The organism is Bacillus sp. FSL K6-3459, from assembly GCF_038003305.1.
In the GTDB taxonomy this organism is placed as follows: Bacteria; Bacillota; Bacilli; order Bacillales; family Bacillaceae; genus Bacillus; species Bacillus pumilus_O.
In genome coordinates this window covers 3,198,244-3,210,227 of the sequence record NZ_JBBOOW010000001.1, presented here as the reverse complement: position 1 = coordinate 3,210,227, position 11,984 = coordinate 3,198,244, and the positions used below count along the sequence as shown (strand labels likewise).

Genomic DNA, 11,984 nt, shown 5'->3' with positions numbered 1-11,984 from the left:
GAAGTTTGTCTGAAAAAAAGCAAGGATCTGCCATTATACTTATTTTGATAACGCTTACAAAAAAGGGATGGGGGATCAATCATGAAGGTTAAATTAGGCTTTACGCTGTTAGCGCTCTGTATGCTTATCATCACTGCCTGTAGTTCAACGACGAACTCAGATGCAAAAAAAGAGGATGGAGCAGAGAAGCTCGACATTTTCTCTTGGTGGACTGGAGCAGGTGAGGAGGACGGACTAAAAGCACTCATTCAACTGTTTGAAGAGAAAAATAAAGACATCCCAATTGAAAATGCAGCTGTCGCAGGTGGTGCTGGTACAAATGCTAAGGCTGTTCTGACTAGCCGGATGCAAGGAAATGACCCGCCAGCTACTTTCCAAGTACATGGCGGAGCGGAGCTGAATGAGAGCTGGGTCGCAGCTGGCAAAATGGAGCCGCTCGATGATCTATATGAAAAAGAAGGCTGGAAGGACAAATTTCCAGAATCACTTATCGACCTTGTCAGCAAAGATGGGAAAATCTATTCAGTACCAGTGAATATTCACAGGGGCAATGTACTTTGGTATAACAAGAAGGTATTTGATGATGCAGGCTTAGAGCCGCCAACGACCTTTGATGAATTTTTCAAAACAGCAGATGCATTAAAGAAAAAAGGCATTACACCGCTTGCACTTGGAGATAAAGAACCTTGGGCAGCAACACATTTGTTTGAGAGTGTACTTCTCGGCGTTTTAGGCGCTGATGGATATCAAAAACTTTGGGCTGGCGACATGAAAATGGATGACGCAAAAGTGAAGGAAGCGGCAGACATCTTTGGACGTATGCTTGAATACGTCAATGATGATCACAGTTCACGTAACTGGCAGGATGCCTCGCAGCTCGTGGCAAAAGGGGAAGCAGCAATGAATGTCATGGGCGACTGGGCGAAGGGGTACTTTGTGAATGATCTTGATCTGAAGGTGAATGAAGACTTTGGATACGTGGCGACTCCTGGCACTGAGGGAAGTTTTATGGTGATTACCGATACATTTGGACTGCCAAAGGGCGTGAAACAGCCAGAAAACGTGAAGAAATTCTTGTCTGTCTTAGGATCTGTGGAAGGACAGGATGCATTCAATCCGCTGAAGGGATCGATTCCGGCACGTGTGGATGCAGATGTTTCTAAATATGATGAATACGGAAAATCGGCGATGAAGGCATTTAAAGAATCAAAGCTGGCGCCGTCTCTCGCGCATGGTTCAGCTGCTGAAGAAGGGTTTGTGACAAAAGCGAATCAAGCCGTCAATATCTTCGTCACACAAAAAGATAGTAGCCAGTTTGTTTCATCTTTAAAAGATTCAATGAAATAAAGACGAGGAGGCGGCGACTAAGCACCGCCTCTTTTTTAAAAAGGAGTGTAGCTTCATGCGTATGGATACATCGCCGATCACAAAAGCAACAACACCCAAAGTCAAACGCGTTCGGAAAAAATGGAGTGGGGATCAGCTACTTGCGCTTCTATTTTTAGCCCCGTCGGCTGTGTTATTATTCATCTTTGTTTACGGCTTTATTGGCTGGACAGGGTATGTGTCATTATCAAATTGGACCTCGCTTGTTCCTGATTTCTCTTTCGCAGGGCTTCAAAACTATATGATGCTGTTTCAAGATTTCCGCTTTCAGTCAGATCTTCGGAATACGGTCTTTTTTACTCTATTTTTTATTGGAGCCGTGATTGCCTCTGGTCTCGCACTTGCGATTTTACTAGATCAGAAAATCAAGGGTGAATCTCTATTTCGGAATTTATTTTTCTTTCCAATGGCTCTTTCCTTCGTTGTGACAGGGGTCGTCTGGCAATGGATTTTAAACCCGTCAACTGGGGTGAATCTCTTTTTAAAGACGCTTGGTATTCAGCCTAAGTGGTACACGGATACGAACATTTTAGCCGGATTTGTCTGGGGGAAAATTGAGTTTGGTGTCCCTGCGGCCATGATTGCCGTCGTGATTGCAGCTGTTTGGCAGATGACTGGATTTTCTCTGGCAATGTATTTAGCAGGTTTGAGAAGCATTCCAGAGGAAGTAAGAGAGGCTGCTAGAATGGATGGCGCAACCGAATGGCAGATTTACAGGAAGATTATTTTTCCACTATTAAAACCGATTACTGCAAGTGTCATTATCATTATGGCTCATATTTCATTAAAGATTTTCGATTTGATTTACTCGATGACAGGACCGGGTGCAAACTTTGTTACAGATGTTCCGGGCGTTTACATGTTTGAAATGACCTTTAGAGGAAACCATTATGCAGGTGGTGCCGCCATCGCGATTGTGATGCTGATCTCTGTTGCGGTCTTTATCGTGCCATATCTCCTGTCGAGCCGGAAGGGGGCGTCATCATGACAGCTAGATGGTTTGTCCGTCCAGTCCTTTATGCTTTATTGATTTTGTGCAGCCTCTTTTTTCTCATGCCAGTCTATGTCATGCTCGTCACAAGTTTGAAGCCATTAGGTGAAGTGACCCTTGAGAAAATGTGGGCGCTGCCATCAGCACTCGATTTTTCAAGCTATCAAATCGCATTTGAAAAGCTAGCGCCCAATTTAATGAATTCTCTTTATCTAGTCATTCCGGCCACCCTATTATCAGCTATCTTAGGGGCGATGAATGGCTATGTCCTATCAAAATGGCGTTTCAAAGGATCAGAAGTGGTCTTTACGCTAATGCTGTTTGGAATGTTTATTCCATATCAAAGTATCCTCATTCCACTCATTCAATTTTTACGTGAAGTCGGATTGTACAATTCGATTCCGGGTTTGGTGCTTGTTCATGTCGTATACGGACTTCCAATCACAACGCTCATGTTTCGAAACTTCTATGTGAGCATTCCAGATGAAATGATTGAATCGGCAAAAATGGACGGCGCAGGATTTATCGGGATTTTCAGACATATGATTCTTCCGCTTTCGATCACAGGGTTTGTTGTAGTCGCGATTTGGCAGTTCACAAATGTGTGGAATGAGTTCTTATTTGCAGTCACGATGACCACTGCGGAGCATCAGCCAGTGATGGTTGCCTTGCAAAATCTATCGGGCAGTCAAATTGTGCAATGGAACGTCCAAATGGCAGGGGCAATATTGGCCGCACTGCCGACACTTTTGGTCTATATTCTGCTCGGAAAATACTTTGTCAAAGGGCTTCTTGCAGGTTCTGTCAAAGGATAAAATCTTTTCGTGTTATCGTTTTCATTTGGTGTACTGAAAGGATTGACTTCTCTTTAGATAGCGTCATAATAAAAGTTGAGACTTGCTAGTTTTCATCAAGGCTTGGCAAGGATTATCAAAGGGTAGCAAAGGGAGGAGTCATCCTGAATGAAGCAGTCACCAATTTTTTTACTGCCTGAATTGAAGGAAAGAATATGGGGAGGTACGGCCTTAAGAGATCAATTTGGCTATGATATTCCTTCTGATCAAACAGGAGAATGCTGGGCAATTTCTGCTCATCCAAACGGACCAAGTGTCGTACAAGACGGTCCATATAAAGGGAAAACGCTGATCGAACTATGGGACAATCACAGAGAATTGTTCGGGGGAATAGAAGGCGATCGATTCCCGCTGTTAACCAAAATTTTAGATGCAAACCAAGACTTGTCCGTTCAAGTTCATCCAGATGATGATTACGCGGAAAGACATGAAAATGGCGAGCTTGGAAAAACAGAGTGCTGGTATATCATTGACTGCAAAGAAGGAGCAGAAATGATCTATGGGCACAGCGCAAGAACAAGAACTGAGCTTGTGACCATGATGAACAGTGGAGATTGGGAAGGTCTTTTGCGTCGTGTGAAGATTAAGCCTGGTGATTTTTATTATGTGCCAAGTGGTACCATTCATGCGCTGTGCGAAGGAACGCTTGTCCTCGAAACGCAGCAAAGCTCAGATACAACCTATCGAGTATATGATTATGAACGAAAAGATCAGAATGGCCATGAACGTGAACTTCATTTTGCGCAAGCCATTGATGTCACAACGGTTCCTCATGTAGACGGTTATGCAGATGAATCAGTGGAAACACGCCGTGGGCTGACCATTCGAACTTTTGTTGAAGCAGAGTATTTTTCTGTGTATAAATGGGAAATTGATCAAGCAGTAGAGCTTTCGCAAGATTATCCGTTTTTGCTGTGTAGTGTAATTAGCGGGGAAGGGGCTCTAACGCATGATGGACATACATATCCACTGCCTAAAGGAGCTCATTTTATCCTGCCAGCTGAAACAGGGAGCTTCTCAATTGAAGGAAATTGTGAGCTGATTGTATCGCATATCTAAAGGAAAAGAGGGCTTCGAAGAGGTCCTCTATTTTTCTATTGCATAAATGACTTGAAAGAGTACTTGTTTTTGTCGATAAAGAGATTAGTAGACTATTATGCAAAGTTAAGAGAGGGACAGTGAACGTGAAAAAAACCATCAAGATTATGTTACTCGCAGCTGCCTTTGGTATGACAGTACATACGGGCAAAGAAGCACAAGCAGCCTCCTATGTCGATCAATCCATTTATACGATGAACACCTCAAAAGTATTTACAACAGAATCAGAAGTGAAAAAAGCAGTGGAAACATTGAAGAAGGACAAAAAGTGGACAGCCACTTATCAAACCTCAGGAAACACGTCGACCTATCAGCTCACTGCCTCAGGATATGAGTCACAAGCAGCAGCGAGTGCAAGTGCAGCTGCATTAAAAAAAGAGACGGGCATGAGCGGTACAGTGTCGCCAGTAGGTGACCGGCTCCCTTTACAAAAGGTCGTATCTGACCCCGTCAATGATGAAGCTCAGGCGAAAAAGCTCTCACTCGAGCTAACGAAAACATCAGGACTCAATAGCACCTATGAGGCCATCAATCAAAGCAGACCTTCTTATCAGGTCATTTCAGGAACCATTGATTCTGAAACGAAAGTTAAAAACATTCAAACCGAATTACAAAAGCAGGCCGGTGTCACGAGTACATACCAAACTGAAAACAAAGCAGGCACTGTGTATCAGCTGATTTCAGGTGGTATCATTGGACAAAGTAAGGCGAATACGATCCTGCAAGGCTTTCAAAAAGAGTCTGGTTTAAAAGCAGTGCTTCAAACGGTGACAGCAGGCAAGCCGTATTACATCGTCACATCAGCTGCACAAGTGAACCAGTCAAAAGCACAGACACTTCTTACCCAGCTTCAAAGAGAAGCAAAGATCAACGGGAAGATTCAAAAGACAGGCGCTTTAAAAAATGTGTATCGCTTGGAATCAGGCTATTTCAAAGACAGCAAACAAGCATCCTCCGCAGCGGCCCAGATAAAGAAACAAACCGGCGCTACAGGGACTGTGCAGCGAGTGGGAAAAACAAAAAATTATATCGTGAAGCTCAATCAACTGAACGATACAGCATACGGAAAAACGGTGGCCTTTTTCAAGAAAAAGAAATGGCGCTACACATCGCAAAAGATCTCTTCTACACAGCCATACCAAGTAGTGACTGGAAACCTATTAGGAGATGATCAAGCGAAAAAAGCGGCAGCTTTCTTCCAAAAGAAAAAGGTATCAGCGACAACGAAAAAAACAGGTAAAGCATCTGACAGCACGTATCGACTAGTCGTCAATCAATCAGCGGAGCAAGCCAAAATCAATAAAGGTGCCGCATATTTAAAAACGCAGAAGGTAACAAGCAGTATTACTACTGGTAAGGGCCAAGCTGTTAGCAAAACGTATAGTCTCAAGACAACACCTGTATATGAACAAAGTAAAGTCAAGCAGGCGCAAGAGATTATCAAGAAAAATGGCGTTGCCAGCAGTACAAAAACGTTGACAGAAGCGGTTAAACAATACCGGATCACAACAGAGCCGACAGTGAATCAGACAAAACTGAATCAAGCGCTAAGCTATTTAACGAAACAAAAAATGAAAGCAGCTACTCAAAAAACAGGCACAGCTGATTATGCTCAATATCAGATCAAAACAGGTACCATCTCAACAGCTACATTGCGCGACCAAGGCTTGGCATTTTTCAAAAAACGGAATGAACCAGCTGTCTATCAGACAACAACGAAACCAACCTACAAAATCAACATTACGCAGCAATTCACAGGATTACCAACTGTAAATGCGGCGATTGCTTTTGTGAAAAGTCAATATGGCTGGACAGCTACAGCCGTAAAAATCAAAAATGGCCCAATGGTCATGCAAACGAACTACAACCTCACTGTCAACGAGATGGTGAACAAGCAAATGAAGGTGTCCCCACAGACCGATGGTGCAGCCTATGTATATGCACCATATGTCGACGCGGCGACGTCAACTGTGAACACGGACGGCTTAAATGTTCGTTCGACACCTGATTCGAGCTCTGCTAGCAACATCGTGGCGCAGCTGAATAAAGGAGCAAAAGTGAAACAGCTTGGGAAAGAAGGAAACTGGATCAAGATCAGCCTTGGCTGGAGAAATGCAAGTGCAGCAGAGGTTCAAAAATATGTAGATCCAGCTAACATTGCTGAAGGCACTCAATCTTACTTCCAATTTCTAAAACTCTCTGAAGCTGCAAATCTCAATCCGGCAGAAGTCAATTCAAAGATTCTAGCAGGCAAAGGAATTCTTGCAGGTAAAGGACAAGCCTTTATTACGGCAGCGAAAACGTATCATATCAACGAAATTTATCTCATTTCTCACGCGTTGCTTGAAACAGGTAACGGAGGTTCCATTTTAGCGAATGGGACGATGTTTAATGGAAAGAAAGTATATAACATGTATGGCATTGGCGCATACGATAGTAATCCAAATTACCTCGGTGCAAAATATGCGTATGAACAGCAATGGTTCACGCCAGAGGCAGCGATTATTGGCGGGGCAAAATTCATTGGAAACAGCTACATCAATCACGCCACATACAAACAAGATACGATTTATAAAATGCGCTGGTCTAGTGCAGCGACTCATCAATATGCAACCGATATTGGCTGGGCATATAAGCAAGTCACTCGTATGTATAGCTTGTATAACTTACTTGATAACTATACGCTCTATTACGATATCCCGGTTTATAACAAATAAAAAAACGTCCGTGCTTCCTATTGAGAAGCCGGACGTTTTTTGTGTAAGAGCTGCTGTTCAATAAAGGATAAAAGCTGCTCGCTGGATCTTCCCTCTGAATATTGATTCCATTCCTCGGCGAAGGTTTTGATTCGTTCTTGGTAATCTGATTCGTTTAGTTGAAGGAGCTCCTTCAAGAGCATGCTTTGAGTGACACAAGCCTTCCCAGGAATGATGTCCTCATACTGATCGACTAAGCCACGCTTCTCGCGATAAATGTCTAAGTCATAAGTGAAGAACAAAACAGGCTTTTCAAGCAGCGCATATTCAAACACGATCGACGAGTAATCTGTGACCAGGACATCGCATGCACAAAGCAATGGATAAAGCGGCTGATCGGACACATCAAATATCCATTCACCGTCTGTTTCCGCCTTCGCTAAATGCTTGACCGCAGGATGTAGCTTGACGAGCAAAATATAATCGCCGTTTAGCTCTGTTTGCAATTGCTCCTTTGAAAAGGGCAGGACAAGACCGTCCATTGCAAAGTCTCGATAGGTCGGCGCATAAAGCAGGATCTTTTTCCCTTTAGGAAAATCATTCGGCTTCAAGGAATGTCGGCGCTGATCATAGTACACATCCGTCATCGGTACACCAGTTGGTAAAAAACGATCATCATTTACCCCAAACGAAAACTTAAAAATCTCACGCATATGATCTGAGCCTGTAACAATATAATCGAAAGACGCATAGACTCGTTTGAATCGTTTGATGTCACGAGGACTTCGTTCTGAATTTGATGCATCTTCAAGACCAAATTTTTTCAGCGCCCCATTGGCATGCCATACTTGAATACAGGTGGTAGAAGGGCGTTTTCTGAGTACACTTGTCATGAGAAAGTAATTATCTGTCACGACAACCTTGCTTTTAAACATCGTATAAATACATTGAATGAGATGGAGAGGATTTTTTTCATGAAAATAGCGAAATGACAGATGAGCCTCGTCCTTTTCTATCGCAGAAGCATGCTTCGTATAGAGGACAGTAAGCTTCATCGTCATGTTCGCCTGTTGTTGATAAGTATCAATAAGAGCAGCTGCATTCTCTTGAAATGAAACAAGCAGCGTCACCTGGTCTTCCCGTGGTTTCACGCCGCTCATCAGCCATCCAATGAAAGAAACAAAAGCTGCATAGCCTGAAATGATCATTGAGCGAATAGTTCTCATTGGTCAGTCTCTCACAGCTGCTTCGTCTGATCCTTTACTTGCTCAGGATAGTAACGTTTTTTCCCTTTGTTTTCTTTCAATACGGCAAAAGCGTACTTAGGAATATTCAGCATTCGTTTCCATCTCCATGGATTCACAACAAGTCTGTATAGCCATTCTGTATTTGTTTTAATCATCCATCGTGGTGCACGCTTCACCGTTCCGCTAAATACATCAAAGCTTCCGCCTAAACCGATGCAAACAGCCTGCGGGAATAAATGACGGTATTCATAAATAAAGTTCTCCTGATTAGGATAACCTAAAGCAACGAACACCATATCGGCTTTCGAGCGAGCGATTTGCTTTGCTACGAAACGTTTATCCGCTTGATAGCCGTCACAGCTGCCTGCAATGACCACATTTGGATATTCTGTATCAATTCGCTGTTTAACAGCCTCTAGCACTTCTTTTTTTGCCCCATATAAAAAGATACTTTTAGACTGCTTGTTTGCTAGATCAAGCATAGACATGAAGACATCAAAGCCAGCAATTCTTGACTTTAGCGGACTTTGTGTCAAACGTGACATCAAGACAACGCCTACACCATCCGGCAGAACATAATCCGCAGAAGAGACAACTTGATGATATGCATGATCCTTCATAACAGCATAGCCAATCTCTGGATTGACAGTCGCAATCATGGCGCCTCTTCTTTGAGAAATATGATGGTGATTCATATAGCTAATAAATTCATCTAGGTCGCCGTTTACATAAGAAAGGTTAGAGACCACTTCTGTTTGCATTGTTTAAACCTCCTTTTTCATCTTGTTATCTATGAACGTTCATTGTAAATTCATTCTTCGTCTACTCATCATTTTATCACAGATGCTCCATGAAATATTAACAATAACTTTACAAACCTTTAAATTTGATGACATTTTCATCAATTCATAAGGAGGCTGCTGCGAGAAACATTGATTCTTCGGACTTTCCCTTCTCCGCCCAATAAATTGGAAATAGTTTGTCTTTACATCTGCTTAACGTTTAATGGGCGCTGTGATATAATGAGGTTCCGAAGAGCGAAATACGAACGAAAACAATAGGATTACGGATAAACATTACTGCATGAGAGCAGTTGAATAAGGAATGAAGAAAGGAGTTCATGTTTGCAATGAAGAAAGTTATTACTTACGGTACATTTGATTTATTACACTGGGGGCACATTAAGCTGCTCGAACGTGCAAAGCAGCTTGGAGATTACTTAGTGGTGGCTATTTCGACAGATGAGTTTAACTTACAAAAATCAAAAAAGGCTTATCATAGCTACGAGCATCGAAAGCTCATTCTTGAAACGATTCGTTATGTAGACGAAGTCATTCCAGAAAACAGCTGGGATCAAAAAGTTCGTGACGTGCAAGATCACGATATTGATGTGTTTGTCATGGGAGATGACTGGGAAGGTAAATTCGATTTCTTAAAAGAGCATTGCGAAGTCGTGTACTTGAAAAGAACAGAAGGCATCTCGACAACACAAATTAAGGAAGAAATTTCTGGACTTTAATGATTTAAGATAGTGCTTCTTATCTTTTGGTGAGAAGTGCTTTTTTATGTTAATATTTCGTTTAAAAATTTATTTAAATATCGATGGAATAAATGGACAACAATGAAAGGTTGAGTGTTTTGATCCAAAAATGGTTTAACAAGCTTAGAAAAAAGACACATGAAAATAATCAAAGTCAACCGCAACAACAATTGCAAATTCCTGATATGGAGTATTACTTTATTACCGGAAAAATTAAAGAGAAATATGGTGGTATGACGAAGTCGTTATTGCTTCGTGCGAACCTTTTTGGGTTAAAGAATATTACAACCCATTTTTTAACCTTTTCATATGATCAAGAATTTCCTCAGAAAGTGCAAGGGATCATTGACAAACAGGTAGTGGATCCTAACATGACAAGAATTCAAAATATGTATGTTGATTACCTCATTCCAAATTGTAAACCAATGGAACAGTATCAGCCAACTTATCACGCGGACAACAATAAAGTGTCATGTGATCATGAAGATCCATCTGTTCGTTTTATTAGGCATGAAAAATCAAATCAAATTGAGATGGTTGATTATTTTCAACCAAATCAGCAATTGGATAAACGAGAGGAATATAACTCACAAGGGCAGCTGCACAAAGTCTCTTATTTCTCTCAGGAAACGGGCAAAATCTATCGAGAACTATTTATATATGAGAACACTCATATTTATATGAAAAAAGAGTATGATGATCTTAAAGACGAAACTAAAAATAAATTAAGAGACATCATTTGGTATTCTCAAGATGGAATGAAAACCTTTAAAAATGAAAAAGGGTTAAGACAAGAGTGGCTTACGACTATTCAGTATAAAAATGATCGGAAAAAGCTCTTTTTAGTTGATAGCCGGAAGCAGGATAAGTATGTCTTCCAATTGAAAAAAAGGAGTTCATCTTATTTTTCGGCAATTATTCACAGTAAACACTATGAAACAGAAAAGACAGAATTACGTTCTGATTATAATGAATTATTTACCCAAGTAAGAAAACAAAAAGTAGATGCCGTCTTTTTTATCACGGAAGAGCAAAAAACAGACGTAGTGAAACAATTTGGTCATCAAAATATATTCTTTTTAACACCACATACACTAGATCGTTCATCACATCAAGTACAAGATCACTATACTCCTGATCCAAATAAGGTTCTGATGATGGCGAGATTAACCAAAGTAAAGAACGTCATAGATGCCATCCGTTCGTTTGAATTAGTGATAAAAGAAGTACCAAATGCGAGGCTTGAAATCTTTGGTTCAGGTCCTCAAGAAAAGCACCTAAAAAAAGAAATTAAAAGGTTAAACTTGGGGAATAATGTCTTCTTGAAAGGATTTACTCAAAATCCGGATGCAGAATTTAGAACAGCTAGAATGTCTCTTTCTACCTCTGTTTTTGAAGGCTGCCCATTGTCAATCATGGAATCAATTGTTAACAATTGCCCTGTGATTACCTATAATTACGATTATGGTGCTAGCACGCTTGTGAAAAATCAGTATAATGGATTTGTTGTTGAGCAATATGAAGTGAAACAGTTAGCTAACAAAATCATTGAATTGTTGAAAAGCAATGAACAGTATCAGGTTTTTTCACAAAATTGTCAGGAGATTGCAGAATTATATTCTATTCCTAACTATTATGAAAACTGGACAATGGCACTTCATAAAATGATAGAAATGCGAGAAAAAAGAGACCGAATTCAAAGGATGATGAAGCCTATTCATTTCAAATTAGTGGAAATGGATGTTGAACATCATATTCTTTCCTTGGATTTGCACATAGAAGGTGCTATTGAAAAACGAAAAAAGGTTATATTAGAACTTGTCGGTTATGATCGGCATAACCATGCTGAGTTATTCTCTAAAAAAATAGAAAATTTAAAGGTATCCTCTCCAATTGGTCATGCATCCATACAAGCTGCATTGAAACGAAACAAAACGAAATATGTAGATTTCTATATTAGAATGAGAGACGAAGAATACAATGAAATCATTAAGCGTTTACCAATTGCCGAGCATTTGCTCAATGAAAAAGATGTGTCAAAAGTTGACGGTGTTTCTTACAAGACAATTAAAGGAAATTATTCTTGGAAGGTGAATTAATAATTAATAGAAACTTTTCATTATCATACATCGTGTTATAAGCATAAGATTTCGATGAACAGAGGAGATAAAT

Annotated in this window: 9 protein-coding genes; 7 read left to right on the top strand and 2 right to left on the bottom strand. The window is 40.7% G+C overall.

The genetic code is table 11. The annotated features are described in order from the left end of the window. The first annotated feature begins 81 nt into the window (after positions 1–81). The 5 genes from MHI35_RS16370 to MHI35_RS16350 all read left to right on the top strand — a co-directional run bounded on the left by MHI35_RS16370 (position 82) and on the right by MHI35_RS16350 (position 7,046). Entirely contained in the window at positions 82–1,347 is a 1,266-nt protein-coding gene (locus MHI35_RS16370) for an ABC transporter substrate-binding protein (RefSeq protein ID WP_144520587.1), read from the top strand. Between the two features lie 61 nt (positions 1,348–1,408). Then, complete coding sequence (locus tag MHI35_RS16365) at positions 1,409–2,374, top strand: carbohydrate ABC transporter permease (protein ID WP_417892629.1); 966 nt, start codon at positions 1,409–1,411, stop codon at positions 2,372–2,374. Further along, on the top strand, positions 2,371–3,192 hold the full coding sequence (locus tag MHI35_RS16360; RefSeq protein WP_144520590.1) for a carbohydrate ABC transporter permease: 822 nt from the start codon (positions 2,371–2,373) through the stop codon (positions 3,190–3,192). The genes MHI35_RS16365 and MHI35_RS16360 overlap by 4 nt, the downstream gene beginning before the upstream one ends. A gap of 147 nt (positions 3,193–3,339) precedes the next feature. Further along, on the top strand, positions 3,340–4,290 hold the full coding sequence (gene manA / locus MHI35_RS16355) for a mannose-6-phosphate isomerase, class I (protein ID WP_211062560.1): 951 nt from the start codon (positions 3,340–3,342) through the stop codon (positions 4,288–4,290). A gap of 125 nt (positions 4,291–4,415) precedes the next feature. Continuing rightward, positions 4,416–7,046 (top strand): glucosaminidase domain-containing protein, encoded by a 2,631-nt coding sequence (locus MHI35_RS16350; RefSeq protein ID WP_211062559.1) that lies wholly within the window; start codon positions 4,416–4,418, stop codon positions 7,044–7,046. A gap of 17 nt (positions 7,047–7,063) precedes the next feature. On the opposite strand, the gene MHI35_RS16345 is transcribed toward MHI35_RS16350, so the two are convergent. Together MHI35_RS16345 and MHI35_RS16340 are read right to left on the bottom strand one after the other, a co-directional pair. Next, positions 7,064–8,251 (bottom strand): CDP-glycerol glycerophosphotransferase family protein, encoded by a 1,188-nt coding sequence (locus MHI35_RS16345; protein ID WP_335349555.1) that lies wholly within the window; start codon positions 8,249–8,251, stop codon positions 7,064–7,066. An 11-nt stretch (positions 8,252–8,262) separates the two neighbouring features. Continuing rightward, positions 8,263–9,033, bottom strand: coding sequence for a WecB/TagA/CpsF family glycosyltransferase (locus MHI35_RS16340; RefSeq protein ID WP_044140062.1), 771 nt, complete (start codon positions 9,031–9,033; stop codon positions 8,263–8,265). 368 nt (positions 9,034–9,401) lie between these two features. Here MHI35_RS16340 and tagD point away from each other — a divergent pair, with 368 nt between their 5' ends. Both tagD and MHI35_RS16330 read left to right on the top strand, forming a co-directional pair. Beyond that, on the top strand, positions 9,402–9,791 hold the full coding sequence (tagD, locus tag MHI35_RS16335) for a glycerol-3-phosphate cytidylyltransferase (RefSeq protein ID WP_144520602.1): 390 nt from the start codon (positions 9,402–9,404) through the stop codon (positions 9,789–9,791). A 119-nt stretch (positions 9,792–9,910) separates the two neighbouring features. After that, complete coding sequence (locus MHI35_RS16330; protein WP_340992725.1) at positions 9,911–11,911, top strand: glycosyltransferase; 2,001 nt, start codon at positions 9,911–9,913, stop codon at positions 11,909–11,911. Positions 11,912–11,984: the final 73 nt, after the last annotated feature.

Bases quoted from the DNA above. Each gene is read 5' to 3' on its own strand.
- tagD (WP_144520602.1), top strand. From the start codon at position 9,402: ATGAAGAAAGTTATTACTTACGGTACATTTGATTTATTACACTGGGGG.
- manA (WP_211062560.1), top strand. From the start codon at position 3,340: ATGAAGCAGTCACCAATTTTTTTACTGCCTGAATTGAAGGAAAGAATA.
- MHI35_RS16345 (WP_335349555.1), bottom strand. From the start codon at position 8,251: ATGAGAACTATTCGCTCAATGATCATTTCAGGCTATGCAGCTTTTGTT.
- MHI35_RS16370 (WP_144520587.1), top strand. From the start codon at position 82: ATGAAGGTTAAATTAGGCTTTACGCTGTTAGCGCTCTGTATGCTTATC.
- MHI35_RS16340 (WP_044140062.1), bottom strand. From the start codon at position 9,033: ATGCAAACAGAAGTGGTCTCTAACCTTTCTTATGTAAACGGCGACCTA.
- MHI35_RS16360 (WP_144520590.1), top strand. From the start codon at position 2,371: ATGACAGCTAGATGGTTTGTCCGTCCAGTCCTTTATGCTTTATTGATT.
- MHI35_RS16365 (WP_417892629.1), top strand. From the start codon at position 1,409: ATGGATACATCGCCGATCACAAAAGCAACAACACCCAAAGTCAAACGC.